Annotated in this window: 16 protein-coding genes; 12 read left to right on the plus strand and 4 right to left on the minus strand. The window is 29.5% G+C overall.

Annotated elements, in window-relative coordinates:
• Window positions 1-1,827: a penicillin-binding protein 2 gene (gene mrdA / locus L8U37_RS06535; protein ID WP_133319206.1), complete on the plus strand. Its 1,827-nt coding sequence runs from the start codon at window positions 1-3 to the stop codon at window positions 1,825-1,827.
• Here mrdA and queA read toward each other — a convergent pair.
• The 3 genes from queA to tatB are packed head-to-tail and all read right to left on the minus strand — an operon-like array spanning window position 1,820 to window position 3,970.
• Complete coding sequence (gene queA, locus L8U37_RS06540) at window positions 1,820-2,848, minus strand: tRNA preQ1(34) S-adenosylmethionine ribosyltransferase-isomerase QueA (protein ID WP_133319205.1); 1,029 nt, start codon at window positions 2,846-2,848, stop codon at window positions 1,820-1,822. The two genes, mrdA and queA, sit on opposite strands and share 8 nt — an antisense overlap.
• Complete coding sequence (gene tatC, locus L8U37_RS06545) at window positions 2,835-3,575, minus strand: twin-arginine translocase subunit TatC (RefSeq protein ID WP_133319204.1); 741 nt, start codon at window positions 3,573-3,575, stop codon at window positions 2,835-2,837. The genes queA and tatC overlap by 14 nt, the downstream gene beginning before the upstream one ends.
• Window positions 3,576-3,577: 2 nt before the next feature.
• Window positions 3,578-3,970 (minus strand): Sec-independent protein translocase protein TatB, encoded by a 393-nt coding sequence (gene tatB / locus L8U37_RS06550; RefSeq protein ID WP_133319203.1) that lies wholly within the window; start codon window positions 3,968-3,970, stop codon window positions 3,578-3,580.
• Between the two features lie 154 nt (window positions 3,971-4,124).
• On the opposite strand from tatB, the gene L8U37_RS06555 reads away from it, so the two are divergent.
• Together L8U37_RS06555 and L8U37_RS06560 are read left to right on the plus strand one after the other, a co-directional pair.
• Window positions 4,125-5,105, plus strand: coding sequence for a permease (locus L8U37_RS06555; RefSeq protein ID WP_263728860.1), 981 nt, complete (start codon window positions 4,125-4,127; stop codon window positions 5,103-5,105).
• An 8-nt stretch (window positions 5,106-5,113) separates the two neighbouring features.
• A complete protein-coding gene (locus tag L8U37_RS06560; protein WP_133319201.1) occupies window positions 5,114-5,431 on the plus strand; it encodes an ArsR/SmtB family transcription factor in 318 nt (105 codons plus the stop codon).
• On the opposite strand, the gene hemW is transcribed toward L8U37_RS06560, so the two are convergent.
• Complete coding sequence (gene hemW / locus L8U37_RS06565; RefSeq protein WP_263728861.1) at window positions 5,428-6,477, minus strand: radical SAM family heme chaperone HemW; 1,050 nt, start codon at window positions 6,475-6,477, stop codon at window positions 5,428-5,430. The two genes, L8U37_RS06560 and hemW, sit on opposite strands and share 4 nt — an antisense overlap.
• Before the next feature lie 80 nt (window positions 6,478-6,557).
• Here hemW and L8U37_RS06570 point away from each other — a divergent pair, with 80 nt between their 5' ends.
• The 9 genes from L8U37_RS06570 to cmoA are packed head-to-tail and all read left to right on the plus strand — an operon-like array spanning window position 6,558 to window position 14,730.
• A complete protein-coding gene (locus L8U37_RS06570; protein WP_133319199.1) occupies window positions 6,558-7,028 on the plus strand; it encodes an RNA pyrophosphohydrolase in 471 nt (156 codons plus the stop codon).
• On the plus strand, window positions 7,028-8,230 hold the full coding sequence (locus L8U37_RS06575; RefSeq protein ID WP_263728862.1) for an aspartate kinase: 1,203 nt from the start codon (window positions 7,028-7,030) through the stop codon (window positions 8,228-8,230). Before L8U37_RS06570 ends, L8U37_RS06575 begins: the two co-directional genes overlap by 1 nt.
• Window positions 8,231-8,767, plus strand: a complete 537-nt coding sequence (locus tag L8U37_RS06580; RefSeq protein ID WP_263728863.1) for a HobA family DNA replication regulator — start codon at window positions 8,231-8,233, stop codon at window positions 8,765-8,767.
• Between the two features lie 41 nt (window positions 8,768-8,808).
• Window positions 8,809-9,420 (plus strand): DNA polymerase III subunit delta', encoded by a 612-nt coding sequence (locus L8U37_RS06585; protein ID WP_318529656.1) that lies wholly within the window; start codon window positions 8,809-8,811, stop codon window positions 9,418-9,420.
• The gene (gene folP / locus L8U37_RS06590) at window positions 9,407-10,549 is read left to right on the plus strand and encodes a dihydropteroate synthase (RefSeq protein WP_263728866.1); all 1,143 of its coding nucleotides are present in this window, start codon (window positions 9,407-9,409) and stop codon (window positions 10,547-10,549) included. The genes L8U37_RS06585 and folP overlap by 14 nt, the downstream gene beginning before the upstream one ends.
• Before the next feature lie 2 nt (window positions 10,550-10,551).
• Window positions 10,552-12,507: an NAD-dependent DNA ligase LigA gene (gene ligA / locus L8U37_RS06595; protein ID WP_263728868.1), complete on the plus strand. Its 1,956-nt coding sequence runs from the start codon at window positions 10,552-10,554 to the stop codon at window positions 12,505-12,507.
• Window positions 12,497-13,219, plus strand: a complete 723-nt coding sequence (locus L8U37_RS06600; protein WP_263728871.1) for a TlyA family RNA methyltransferase — start codon at window positions 12,497-12,499, stop codon at window positions 13,217-13,219. The genes ligA and L8U37_RS06600 overlap by 11 nt, the downstream gene beginning before the upstream one ends.
• Entirely contained in the window at window positions 13,185-14,036 is an 852-nt protein-coding gene (locus L8U37_RS06605; protein WP_263728869.1) for a bifunctional riboflavin kinase/FAD synthetase, read from the plus strand. Before L8U37_RS06600 ends, L8U37_RS06605 begins: the two co-directional genes overlap by 35 nt.
• On the plus strand, window positions 14,026-14,730 hold the full coding sequence (gene cmoA, locus L8U37_RS06610) for a carboxy-S-adenosyl-L-methionine synthase CmoA (protein WP_133319192.1): 705 nt from the start codon (window positions 14,026-14,028) through the stop codon (window positions 14,728-14,730). The genes L8U37_RS06605 and cmoA overlap by 11 nt, the downstream gene beginning before the upstream one ends.
• Window positions 14,731-15,246: the final 516 nt, after the last annotated feature.

The following is a 15,246-nucleotide window of genomic DNA, read 5'->3' on the forward strand; positions in this document are numbered from 1 at the left end:
ATGCGTATGCGTTTGGTGATGGGATTTATAGCTTGTTTTTTTATACTTTTACTTGCTAGAGTGTATTATATAAGCATTAAATCTAATGTTTATTATGAAGAAATAGCTAAACAAAATGCCATTAAAACGCAATTTTTAGCACCTGTAAGAGGGCAAATTTTAGATGTTAAAGGTAGGCCCTTAGCAGTAAATAAATTAGGTTTTTCAATCTCTATAAAGCCATATTTGTATATAAAAAAGAAAAACAGAAATCTTTTAGAGCAGGAATTGCAAGTTATAGTAGATGCTTTTCCTGATTTAAACATAACTAAATTAAAACGAAATTATATAAAAGCAGATTCTTATTATAATCAAGATTATATAGAAGTAGTTCCATTTATAGAATATGATGCTATGATTAAGCATTTTACTAAGCTTAATTTGCGTGAAAATATGCAAGTTAAATCTACTACTCAAAGATTTTATCCTTATGATGCTTTAGCTAGCCATGTTATAGGTTATGTTGGAAAAGCAAATTTAAACGATATGAATGAAAATGAAATTGCAAGATTAACTAGCTATGTAGGGCGTAGCGGTATAGAGCGTTCTTATAATGAAATTTTGCAAGGTCAAAAGGGTGAAAAGGTTAGCAAAGTAAATGCGTTAAATAAAGAAATAGAAGAACTTTCTTATAAAAAACCTACTTCAAGTAATATCACTTTAAGCATTGATCTTGATTTGCAAGAATACTTGGCTAGTATTTTTGAAAATTTAGCAGGCGCTGCTATAGTAATGGATGTAAAAAGTGGAGCTATTTTAGCAGCGGGTAGTTTTCCTGAATATAATCTCAATCCTTTTGTTACCGGTATTAGTCAAGAAGAATGGGATAAACTTTCTAATGATTTAAACCATCCTTTTACTAATAAACTCATTAATGGTCTTTATCCTCCAGGTTCAGTTATAAAAATGGGAACAGCTTTAGCATTTTTAGATAGTGGAAAAGTGAATGAAAATCATAAATATTTGTGTGATTCTAACTTTGAACTTGGTGGTAGAAAATTTAGATGTTGGAAGGCTATAGGTCATGGTTATGTAGATATGACAGATGCTATTAGAGAAAGCTGTGATGTATATTTTTATAAAGGAGCTTTGGAGGTTGGTATCGACATCATTAGTTCTGTTTTTGAAAGAATAGGTTTTGGTGCAAAAACAGGAGTAGATTTACCTAATGAATTTATAGGAACAGTTCCTAATAGAATTTGGAAAAAAGAAAAATACAATCAACCTTGGTATCAAGGTGAAACTTTAAATACAAGCATAGGTCAAGGTGATTTTCTTGCTACTCCTATGCAAGTGGCTAAATTTACAGCTATGATTGCTACGGCTAAAAATATCACACCGCATTTTTTACATAGTATTGATGATAATGTTACTAAGGTAAATTTTGACAATAATGAAAGTGTTTTTACGACTTTTGAATTATCAAAACTTCCACTTTTAAGGCGTGCGATGTATGAGGTGGCCAATGTTGATGGTGGAACTACGGCAAGATTTTTAAGAAATTCTCCTATTACTATAGCAGCCAAGACAGGAACAGCTCAAGTAGTTGGAATTTCCCAAAGTGAAAAAAAGCGTATTAAAGAAGAGGATTTAGAGTATTTTTTAAGATCTCATGCTTGGATTACTTCTTATGCGCCTTATGAAAAACCTCAATATGTAGTAGTAGTTTTAATCGAACATGGAAAAAGTGGTAGTAGCGCAGGCGGACCTGTACTTGCTAAAATTTATCAAAAACTTATAGATTTGGGTTATATTGATAAAAAATATATTAAGAAAAAAGCTAAATGATTAGCATTCCATCGCCATAAGAATAAAAACGATATTTGTTTTTTATAGCTTCATGGTAAAGTTCTAAAGTTTTTTCTCTACCTATAAAAGAGGCCACAAGCATAATAAGAGTTGATTTTGGTAAGTGAAAATTAGTGAGTAAAAAATCAAGTCTTTGTGGGGTATTTTGTGGGTGTAAAAACAAATCACAAAAACCTTCTTTTAATTTTTTTCTATGATAATACTCTATACAACGAGTAACTGTGGTACCTACACCAAGTATTTTTTTAGAAGAATTAATCAAAGCACAAGTTTCATCATCAACATAGAAAAATTCTGAATGCATTTTATGCTCGCGTATATCTTCGCATTCTACACCTTTAAAAGTTCCCGCACCAACATGAAGTGTGATAGTATGGATATTATGATTTTTTTTAAGTTCTTTTATCATTGCTTCATCAAAGTGCAAGCTTGCAGTGGGTGCAGCAACCGCACCTTGATTTTTGGCAAAAATGCTTTGATAGTTAATGTTATCTTGTGCTTCATCTGCTCTTTTAATATATGGTGGTAAAGGTATATGGCCTATTTTTTCTAAAATTTCAAAAACTTCATGATGATTGAATTTTTTTTCATCATTAAAAAATTCTACTTCTCTTGTGCCATCATCGTGTAATTTTTTGATTTTAGCTTTTAAAGAATTTTCAAAATATAAAATTTGTCCTTCTTTAACCTTGCCACGAATTTGAACCAAAAAATCATTATTTTTTAAAGGGTGATTAATGAAAAGTTCTATTTTGCTACCACTTTCTTTAAATCCATAAATTCTTGCTTTTATTACTTTAGTGTCATTAAAGATAATTTCACAAGGTGGTAAAATTTTAGCTAAGTCCTTAAAATGTAAATGTAAAATTTGATCTTTACATCTTTCATAAACTAAAAGTTTAGCATTCTCCTTGGGTAAGATAGGAAAATTTGCTATAAGTTCATTAGGTAAATCATAATCATAACTAGAAAGCAAAAGATCTTTATCAATCGTTTTCATCATTTTCTTTTTGACTAGGATTAACTTTTTTGGCTATGTAAATAGAAATTCCATAAAGCCCGCACAAAGGAACGGCCATTAAAAATTGTGAGATTATATCAGGTGGTGTCATCATAGCTGAAAAAACAAAAATTACTAAAACTGAAACCCTAAAGTGTTTTTTTAAAAATGCATCATCAATAAGTCCAAGTTTGGCAAAGAAAAAGGTTATCACAGGCATTTCAAACGCTAAGCCAAAGGCAACTACAAGTTTAGTAAAAAATCCCACATATAAGCCTATGCTGATTAAAGGTTTAAAATCTTGAGTTTGCACCCCAAAATCAATTAAAAATTTAAAAGCTAAAGGTATGACTATATAATAACAAAACAAAGCTCCAAGCGCAAACATAATGCTAGCAAAGCTTACAAAAGGCACTACTAATCTTTTTTCATTATCATAAAGTCCTGGTGCTACGAATTTCCAAAACTGCCAAAAAATAACCGGTAAAGAAATCAAAAAAGCTGTAAAAAATGAAACTTTCATTGCAGTAAATAAAGGCTCTTGTAATTCAACGAAAGTCATTTGTTTTGAAATTTCAGGTAAGGCTGCTTCAACGGGTGCTTTTAGTATATCTATGATATAACTATTAAAACTAAAGCATACAAAAAACATTACAACAACACAAGCTACGCTTATAAATAATCTTTTTCTAAGTTCTACTAAATGCGGTTTTAATTCTTCAAACATTCTTAGCTTTCCATTTTTTGAGTATTTTTTTCATCTTTTTGAGTTTTTTCTTCTACACGCGAAAGTTCTTGTATATCTTTTTCTAAATCATTAATTTCACTTTTTAACTCTTTGGTATTATTTAAAATATCTTCTTTGAGTTGATCAAATTCTTCAAAACTCAGTTTTTTTCTGATATTTTCGTTAGTTTGTGAAAATTCATCTTTGTATTTTTGTGCTTCATCTTTTAACTCTGCTATTTTTAATTCTTTATTGATACTTGCTTTTGCTTCATCAATATTACTTTTAATGGCTTTTAAAATTTTTGCAATTTCAACTATAGTTGAAGGTAGTTTTTCAGGCCCAAGAACTAAAATAGCTATAACTAAAATAACTAAAATTTCTCCAAAACTCATTATTTTATCTTCTTTCGCTTAAATATATAGTTTGCATTTTACATAAAAATACTTAAAAATACTATTACTTTTATAATATTAATATATAAAGATATCTTGATATATTAATATATTTTTGTTATGCTTATTTTAAAATGAAATGGAGTGAAAGATTATGGAAAAGTTATTTTTTATTTTTAAAGATTTTTTGATTTTATTTGTTGAAATTTCTATTTTATTTATATTAGTTAGCATGTTTATTGCTTATCTTAATGAGCGTTATGCTAAATTTTTCAATGAACATTTAAAGAAAGATTCTTTTGTAAGTTATATAAAGGCTATTCTTTTGGGTAGTTTAACTCCCTTTTGTTCATGTTCAAGCATACCGCTTTTAAATGCATTTTTAAAAGCTAAAGTACCACTTGGAGTATGTATAGCTTATTTGATAACTTCGCCTTTAATTAATCCTATTATAGTAGTGATGTTTGTAGTAAGTTTTGGCTTAAAAATCTCTTTATTTTATGTGGGATTTTTATTTAGCGTGATTTTGTTTATTGCTTTTTGTGTTTCAAAAATAAACACTCAAAGATTTTTTAATGAAGACTTTTTAAAAAATGATTTAGAACAAACTTCAAAGTGTTGTTCTAATGATACTTCTAAAAGTTTATGCTGTGAAAAACCTAGTTCTATTTTTGTTAAAAATTCTAAAATTAGCAGTAAAATTTTAAAATTTAAGACTAAAACAAAAGAAAATAAAATCAAAATATTATTTATGCAAAGCTTTAATGAATATAAAAAAATTCTGCCATATATTATTATTGGTATGGGTATTGGGGCTTTTATACACGGCTTTTTTCCACAAGATTTTTTTCAAAATTATATGAAAGATTATGGGGTATTGGGTGTATTTATAGCAGCATTTATAGGGGTTTTGCTTTATATGAATTGCACTGCTATGATTCCTGTAGCACTAGCTTTAACTACCAGTGGAATTCCGCTTGGTATAATGATGAGTTTTTTAATAGCAGGAGCAGGGTGTTCTTTACCTGAACTTATTTTACTTAAAAGAATTTTTAAAACAAGCTTTTTGTTTTTATTTGCAGGTATGATTGTTTTTATTGCAATTAGTTTTGGACTTTTAATGTTTTTTATATAAGGAATTTTATGCAAGAATTTTTAAAAATAACAAGTGCAATTAATGATGAAAGCAGGATTTTAATCTTAGCTTTTTTACAAAAATATGGAAAACTTTGTGTGTGTGATTTGCAAAGCTCTTTAAATATGAGTCAATCAAGGCTTTCAAGACATTTAAAAATTTTAAAAGAAGCTAATTTTTTAGAAGTAGATAGACAGGGTGTTTGGGCGTATTATGGAGTAAAAGAAAATTTAAATAATTTTTGCAGCGATATATTAAAAAATATCAATGAACTTTCTATAAAGCTTCCTGAATTTAAAAGAATTTCTTGTGAATGCAAAGCTTAAGTGCTAATATACAAAGCTAGTTCATCGCTTAAAAGATAATTAGTATTATAAAAAATTCCATTTTTATATACTAATTTCCCTTTTTTGCTAAGAAACATTGCCTTTTCTTTTTCTAAAGGTTCTAGCTTTGTTTCATCCACTCCTATAATGCTTCTAAGTCCTAGAAAAATATGCTCTAAACACAAATCTTGTAAATTTAAATTTTCAACCTCCCTAAAACAGGGATTTGCTATATAATCTTTTAAACTTTTTTTAGTATAAAATCTTTGATTTTTTGAAAATCCTACTGCGCTTAAACCACATCCTATATAGTCTTTTCCTTGCCAATAAGCAAGATTATGTTTGCAAATTTGTCCAAAATTACTGATTTCATATTGTTTATAACCAAGATTTTCAATTGCTTTGATAAAATGTTTTGCAAGGCGTGGAGCGTTTTTTTTATAATGAAATTTTTTAGCAAATCTTGTCTTTTCTTCTATAGTTAAATTATAAGCACTCACATGGCTAATATCAATTAAAGCGAGTTTAGAAATTTCATAATCAAGCATTTTACTATCATCGAGTTTTGTATCATAAATTAAGTCTAAATTTATATTATTAAATCCTGCTTTTTTTGCATTTTCTATACTTGTAAAAATGTTTTTTTGATCATGAATACGCCCAAGGAATTGTAATTTTTTTTCATGAAAACTTTGCACCCCAAAAGAAATGCGGTTAAAACCTAAATTTTTTATCTCTTTAAGCCAAGAAAAATTGCTTGAGTTAGGATTTGCTTCTATGCTTATTTCATTATTTTTTTGTAAATAACTTTGCAAAAAAATAAAAATTTTTTCATAAAAATTAACACTCATTAAACTAGGAGTACCACCACCTATAAAAATAGTTTTTATGGAATTTTTATCAAGCTTGAAAAAATCTAATTGATATTTTATATCTTGCATTAATGCGTTTAGATAATCTTTTTCAAAATCTTTTTTTTTAAGTGAAGTAAAAGAACAATAAAAACATTTACTTTCGCAAAATGGTATATGTATATATAAATGCATAAAACTTCTTTAAAATGTGATTATAAATTCGTATTTTTTTGTTAGAATTATATTATCAAAAAGTCAAGGATAAGAAAATCATGGAAAAAGAAAAAAAATATAGGCCAAATGTAGCCGCAATAGTGCTATCATCAGCTTATCCTTTTGAATGTAAAATTTTACTCGCTAAACGCAATGATATGGAAAATATATGGCAGTTTCCTCAAGGTGGAATAGATGAGGGAGAGGATGCTAAAAGTGCGTTATTTAGAGAATTAAAAGAAGAAATAGGTACAGATGAGATTGAAATTTTAGCCGAACATCCTGAATGGATTAGTTATGATTTTCCACCTAAGGTTGCACAAAAAATGTATCCTTATGATGGTCAAAATCAAAAATATTTTTTAGTTAGATTAAAAAACAAAGCTATTGTTAATCTAAATACTAAAAATCCTGAATTTGATGCTTATAAATTTGCTTCATTGGAAGATGTGTATGATATGATTAATCATTTTAAAAAGCCTATATATATTAGAGTTTTAAAATATTTTAAAGAAAGGGGGTATATTTAATGCTGGTTGTACAAAAATATGGGGGAACGAGTGTAGGAACGCTTGAGCGTATCGATGAAGTTGCTAAAAGAGTGGCAAAAAGTAAAAAAACTTGCGATAAGTTAGTTGTAGTAGTTTCTGCAATGAGTGGAGTTACTAATGAGCTTATTGATTTTGCACATCATTTTAGTAAAAATCCTTCAGGTCGTGAGATGGATATGCTTTTAAGTAGTGGTGAGCGTGTAACTTCATCTTTACTTGCTATTGCATTAAATGAAATGGGTTTAAAAGCTACTGCATTTTCCGGACGCAATGCAGGGATTATTACAGATGATGTTTATACTAAAGCAAGAATTGAACACATTGATACTACAAATATCAACAAGGCTTTAGATGAAGGATATATCGTAGTAGTTGCTGGCTTTCAGGGTATTGACAAAATGGGTAATGTTACTACTTTGGGTCGTGGTGGAAGTGACTTAAGTGCAGTAGCGCTAGCTGGGGCTTTAAATGCTGATTTGTGTGAAATTTATACCGATGTAGATGGGGTCTATACTACCGATCCTAGAATTGAACCAAAGGCTAAAAAGCTAGATAAAATTTCTTATGAAGAAATGCTAGAACTTGCAAGTTTAGGAGCTAAAGTTTTGCAAAATCGCTCTGTAGAGCTTGCTAAAAAATTAAATGTAAAATTAGTTACTAGAAGTAGCTTTAATGAAAATGAAGGCACGATCATTACTAAGGAGGAAAATATGGAACAAGCTTTGGTTAGTGGTGTAGCACTAGATAAAAACCAAGCAAGGGTTACTTTAAGAAATATCGATGATAAACCAGGAATTGCTGCTGAAATTTTTGGAACTTTAGCAAATGAAAATATCAATGTAGATATGATTATTCAAAATGTAGGTTTAGATGGAGCTACAAATTTAGGCTTTACTGTGCCTGAAAATGAGCTTGATTTAGCAACTAATGCTATGAAAAAAGTTTTAGGTGCTAATGCTAATATAGAAACAGATAGTGCTGTGGTAAAAGTTTCAGTTGTGGGTGTGGGTATGAAATCACATTCTGGAGTAGCTTCAGCAGCTTTTAAAGCATTAGCAAATGAAAATATCAATATACAAATGATTTCTACAAGTGAAATTAAAATTTCAGTCATCGTGCATGAAAAATACGGTGAATTGGCTGTAAGAGTACTGCATGAAGTTTATAAACTAGATGTATAAATGAGTAATAGTTTTTTAAAATTTACCCTAGAACAAATCCGAGAAAATGGCACTTATACAAGTTGGTTAGAAGAAAGGCGTCTTGAATGGTCGCCTTTGATCGCTTCTAAGTTAGCTTTGCTTTTGCAAGGTTATACTTTTATTGTGATTACTGATGAGCAAAGAGCTTGGTTTGAAGAGTATTTTTTAAGTCAAATCAATGCTAGCACTACAAGGCCCTTAGTGCCTTTTGTATCTTTAAAAGGAATTTATAATAAGACTTGCAATACCCAAGAAGATATAGATTTGCTAAATGATCTTTTAAGTATTTCTTTTCCTAATGGTTATGCTTTTTTTTATATAGGAACTAATACAGGATTTAAATTTAAAATCGCTAATTCTAAAGCAGAAAGTATGCTTTGGCTTTTTGATGAGCAATTACAAAATAGCTTTTATCTTTCCTCACGCGATAAGGAATTAGACTATAAGCTTATTTCTTTATATAAAGTATTTGAGCAAAGCTTAGAGGCTGTGCTTTTTTCTAAGGTAGAAATTTGAATCTAAGAAATAAAATCATTATCCATAATGATTTTGAGTTTATGCAAGAAAAACTCACAGAAGAATATGGTCAAAAAAATCTTAGATTTTTCATACCTAAAAATCCTGACTTAGAATTAAGATTAAATGACTTAACTTATGACAAAAACGCTCAAGCAACGGCAAGGGCTATTATAAAAGAAAGTTATATGGCTGAAGCACAAGCTAAAATTATTGTTATACTAGCTAAGTCTTTTCGTGAAGAAGCACAAAATTTTTTATTAAAACTTTTTGAAGAGCCACCAAAAAATGTGTATTTTATCATCGTAGCTCCTTCAAAAAATGTTTTTTTACCTACTATACTTTCAAGATTTATCATAGAAAAGCATAAAATTCAAAAAGAAAAGATGTCTTTAAATTTAGATCTTAAAAAAATGGATCTAGCTCAAATTGCTTCATTATTAAAACAATATGAAAATATAGACAAGCATGAATGTTTAGATTTAATTAGTGTTTTAAGCTATGAGTGTTTTAAACAAGATATAAAATTAAACGATGAAGAAATTGATTTTTTTTATAAAGCTTATGAGTTAGCTAAATTAAATGCAAAGCCAACTATTTTACTAAGCACCATAGCTTTAATTTTACACGAGAGAAAAAATGAAAATCATTAAAATCAATCCTAACACAGACTTTGAGCAAATTTCTAAATATATAAAGCCACACAAAGCAGGTGAGAAAATTATGAGTGAAAAAACTCAAATTCATTTTTTTCTTATCAAAGAATTAAGAGCACCTGCTGCAAATATACTTAAACAAGACGCACTAAGGGTTGGAGCTGAACTTGTAACACATAAAGAAGTTATACTAGGTAAAGAACATACTAATGCCTTACTTATGGTAACGCAAGATCAAGCTAAAAAGCTTATAGAAAAAGAAAAACTACAAGATTTTAAGCTTAAAAATTTAGCACTATTTTTAAAGTCTAATTTCGCTAAACCAAAATATGCAAAAATTATGGGTGTGATTAATATTAATGAAGATAGTTTTAACGCTCAAAGTAGGGTTAAAGAAAATGAAGTTTTAGAAAAAATCGAACTCATGATCTCTCAAGGGACTGATTATATAGATATAGGCGGGGTTTCTTCAAGGCCTGGAAGTATGTATTGTGGGAAAGAAGAAGAGTTTAAACGCTTAAAAAATACCCTAGATTTAATCTATAAAGAAAAACTTTATGAAAAATGTATTTTTAGTTTAGATAGTTTTGATGAGTATTGTTTAGAATATGCTTTAAATAAAGGCTTTAAACTTATTAATGATATTACCGGTTTTAAAAATGAAAATTTAGCCAAACTAGCTTTAAAATACAAAGCCACTTATACACTCATGCATATACAAAATACCCCACAAAATATGCAAGATAACCCGCATTATGAAGATGTACTCGCTGAGCTTGATGATTTTTTTACGCAAAAGCTAGAAAGGCTAAGTGAGCTTGGTTTAGAAGATGTGATTTTAGATGTTGGTATTGGTTTTGGTAAAAGTCCTTGGCATAATATGATGTTAATCAAACATTTAGAGCATTTTTTACGCTTTGAAAAAGAACTTTTAATCGGAGCTAGTAGAAAAAGTATGATAAATGCTTATTTTAGCTCAAGTGTTGAGCAAAGACTAGCGGGTACGCTTTATTTGCATTTAGAGGCTTTTAAAAATGGTGCCAGCATTATAAGAGTGCATGATGTGTATGAACATAAGCAAATGTTTGAACTTGCAAAAGCTATGGATGAACTTTCTTTGGAGTAGTGATGACTTATCAAGAGTATTTAGAAAAGGTAAAATTGGCAAAAGAATGGATGAGGGCTTATTATGAAGATGATGAGCCTTTAGCAAGCGATGAAGAATATGATAAACTTATAAGAGAGTTAAAAGCATTTGAAACGCTTCATCAAGAAAAGATTTCTAAAGATTCTCCTACGCAAAATATCGCCCCAACTATACAAAGTGAATTTTACAAACTTGCACATAGTGCAAAAATGTGGTCTATGGAAGATGTTTTTGATGAAGCTGAGCTTAGAGCTTGGGCAAAAAGAGCTAAATGTGAGTTTGATTTTTTCATAGAACCTAAATTTGATGGAGCGAGTTTAAATCTTACTTATGAAAATGGTATTTTAATCAGCGGTGCTACAAGGGGTGATGGAGAAGTAGGCGAGGATATTACTTTAAATGTAAAAGAAATATCAAACATACCTCAAAAAATTCCTTATAAAGACAAGATAGAAATTCGTGGCGAAGTGGTAATTTTAAAAGAAGATTTTGAAAAAATCAATGAAAAAAGAGCTAAAGATGGCTTGAGCTTATTTGCAAACCCACGCAACGCAGCAAGTGGCTCTTTAAGACAGCTTGATACAAGCATTACAAAAGAAAGAAATTTAAAATTTTATCCTTGGGGAGTGGGGGAGAATTCTTTAGAATTTAGCAAGCACTCTGAAGTGATGGAATTTATAAGAAGTCTTGGTTTTTTAAAAGATGATTTTGTTTTTTGTGTGAAATCTTTAGATGGGGTTTTGGAAAAATACCACGAGCTTTTAGAAAAAAGAGATCAAAAGCCTATGATGATGGATGGTATGGTTGTAAGGGTAGATGATTTAGCTCATTGTAAGCTTTTGGGTTATACAGTGAAATTTCCAAAATTTATGGCCGCGTTTAAATTTCCTGCTTTGGAAAAAACTACAACATTACTTGGGGTTAATTTACAAGTTGGAAGAAGTGGGGTGATTACCCCTGTGGCGGTTTTAGAGCCTGTAAATTTAGATGGGGTTATCGTAAAGTCTGCAACCTTACATAATTTTGATGAGATAGCTAGACTTGGAGTGATGATAGGCGATAGCGTAAGTGTGATAAGAAGTGGCGATGTCATACCTAAAATCACTAAAGTTTTTACTCAAAGGCGTGATGGTTTAGAAAGTAAGATTGCTAAACCAACTCTTTGTCCTGAGTGTTTAAGTGAGCTTTTAGATGAGGGTGCTTTTTTAAAATGTCAAAACTTAGATTGTAAAGCAAGACTTGTAAATTCTATCATACATTTTGTATCTAAAAAGTGTTTAAATATAGACGGCCTTGGAGAAAATATCGTCGAGCTTTTATTTAAAGAAGGAAAAATCACTAATATAGAAAGTATATTTTTCTTAAAATACAGCGATTTTGAAGGCTTAGAAGGTTTTAAAGAAAAAAAAATCAACAATCTTCTAAGTGCTATTGAAAATGCAAAAAAATGCCCCTTATCAAGGTTTATCACTGCTTTGGGTATAGAGCATATCGGAGAAGTAGCAGCTAAAAAATTAGCTCAATCTTTTGGCTTTGAATGGTTTATGCAAAGCTATGAAGCTTATGCAAATTTAGAAGGCTTTGGCGAACAAATGGCTAAAAGCTTAGAAGAATTTACCCATGTCAATGCAAATCGCATTAAGCATTTTTATGAAATTTTGCATTTAGAAGATGAGAAAAAAGAGCTTATTATAAATGATAATATTTCTAATAAAACCTTTGTTATCACAGGCACTTTAAGCAAATCACGCGATCATTTTAAAGAACTAATCGAAAGCTTTGGAGCAAAGGTAAGTTCAAGTGTGTCTAAGAAAACTGACTTTGTATTATATGGAAGTGAAGCAGGCTCAAAGCTTGAAAAGGCTCAAAGTTTAGGAGTTAAGTGCATCAATGAAGCTGAGTTTAACGCTCTTTTAGGCGGTGATGATGAGGTATGATGTTTTTGTAAGTGCAAAGTTAAACATTTCTCGCAACAAAGCTTGTGAGTTTATAGAAAACAAGCAAATTTTACTCAATGGCGAGTTTAAAAAAACCTCTTTTAAAATCACATCTTTAAATCCTTTAGAAGATGAGAGTTTAAAACTCACGCTTTTAGAAGAGCTTTTTGTAAGCAGAGCTGCTTTTAAGCTCAAGCATTTTTTACAAGAGCATACATTTACCATAAAAGATAAAATTTGTTTAGATATAGGTTCATCAACCGGAGGTTTTGTGCAAATTTTACACCAAAATAATGCTAAACACATCACAGCTTTAGATGTAGGCTCTAACCAACTTCATGAGAGCTTAAGAAATTTAGAAAATATCCAAATTTGTGAAAATACTGATTTGCGTGAGTTTAAAAGTGAAATTTTATATGATGTTATCACTTGTGATGTAAGTTTTATATCTTTAACACATTTGATTTTTCATATAGATAAACTTGCTAAAGATCTTATCATCTTGCTTTTTAAACCTCAATTTGAAGTAGGTAAAAATGCTAAGCGCGATAAAAACGGAGTGGTAAAAGATACTAAAGCCATCAAAAATGCTAAAGAAAGCTTTGAAAAAGCTTGCGCAAAGCTTGGTTGGATCTTGCAAGCAAGTCAAGAGTCACACTTAAAAGGAAAAGAAGGTAATGTTGAGTTTTTCTACGCCTATAGAAAAAACTAAGATCACAAATTTAGCCATAGGGCGTTTTGATGGTATGCATTTGGGGCATTTTGAGCTTTTTAAGCATTTAGATGAAAATGGCGCCTTATTTATCATCACTAAAGAGGAAAAAGAAGCCCTAACACCTAAGGATTTTAGAGTAAATTTGGTTGATTTTCCTTTGATTTTTTGTGATTTTGATAAAATCAAAGACTATAAAGGCGAGGATTTTTTAAAGCTTTTAAAGCAAGAATTTCCCAAACTAGAAAAGATCATTGTAGGTTATGATTTTAAATTTGGCAAAGAAAGAAAATGCAGTGCCAAAGACATACAAAGTCTTTGTGGTATAAACACCATCATCGTAGATGAGTTTAAAATTCAAAATAAAAGTGTTCATACAAGTATGATTAAAACCTTACTTAAAGAAACAAAAGTCAAAGAAGCTAAAAATTTTCTAGGTAGATTTTATAATATACAAGCAAATATCATCAAAGGTCAAGGTATAGGCGCTAAAGAGCTTTTTGCAACTTTAAATTTACATACAAAAGACTTCTTTTTACCCAAAGATGGCGTATATGCGACTTTAGTAAAGATTGAAAATAAAAGCTATCATAGTGTAAGTTTTATAGGCATAAGATCTACTGATGAAAATTTTGCTTTAGAAACGCATATTTTAGATGAAAATTTCACAAACACAAAAGCAATTTCAGTTGAGTTAAGTTTTATTGACTATATAAGAGCTAATGAAAAATTTAACGACTTAGCCTTATTAAAAGCACAAATTAGTAAAGATATTGACAAAGCAAAAGAAATTTTAGGAAGATTAAATGAAAGATGAAATTTTTAAAAAACCCTTGGAAAAACAATTTGAATTTGATAAAAGCGTAGCAAGTGTTTTTGATGATATGGTGTCAAGATCTGTGCCTTTTTATACGCAAAATTTAAAACTCATAGTCGAACTTATTGATCATTTTGCACCACAAAATGCGAGAATTTGTGATCTTGGTTGTTCTACGGCTAGTTTATTGCTTGCACTTTATGAAAAAAGAAAAGATTTTCTTTTAAGCGGGGTTGATGAAGCTAATGCTATGTTAGAGATCGCCAAAAACAAATGTCAAGCCTTTGGAGCTAGGGTGGAATTTCATCAAAAAAATTTAGATGATTTTGAGTTTTTTAAAAATGATGTTTTTATAGCTACTTATACTTTGCAGTTTATCCGCCCACCTAAAAGACAAGAATTAGTTGATAAAATCTATCAAAACTTAAAAGAAAATGGTATATTTGTGCTTAGTGAAAAAATTCTTTATGAAGATGTAAAAATAGCTAAAAAAATGATACAAATTTATGAGCAATATAAACTAGAGCAAGGTTATAGTAAGCTAGAAATTTCAAGCAAACGAGAAGCCTTAGAAAATGTCCTCATTCCTTATACTCAAAATGAAAACATAACTATGCTTAAAAAGGCAGGATTTTCTAAAGTAGAAAGTGTTTTTAAATGGGTAAATTTTGAAACTTTCATAGCTTTTAAATAAAAATATTTTTTATAACAATGTGTTTTAGAAAAATAATTATGAAGCCATGGAAGCAAAAATATTATTTTTTAACCATAAAGTCTATTTTATAGTAATTTTAAATTTAAGATACTTCTTATCTTAAATTATACTTAAGTAAAAATTTATAAATAAAATATTAATATTCTATACTTATTGTTAAAATATTAGCAATGGGTATTGTAAAACACACAAACAAATAATGAATCAATCAAATACATTAACTATTTTTTGAAAGGAATTTTCAATGAATAAAAATTCATCCAAAAATCACCTCACGGGGGGGGGGGATACGATAATTTTCGTTTTAACTCAAACACTTTAAACCCTTTAAAAAACTATAAAAACTTTAATCTATTAAAACTTTCCCTACTCACTATACTTTCACTAAACTCTTTAGAAGCTGCCACCCAGGCAAATTATGATAAAGCTTCTAATACTTATGTAATTAAAAAACACCATTATAATAATAATGATGTTTATGATTATAATCTTGAC

Origin of the sequence: Campylobacter sp. RKI_CA19_01122, from assembly GCF_025771325.1 — a bacterium.
In the GTDB taxonomy this organism is placed as follows: domain Bacteria; phylum Campylobacterota; class Campylobacteria; order Campylobacterales; family Campylobacteraceae; genus Campylobacter_D; species Campylobacter_D lari_D.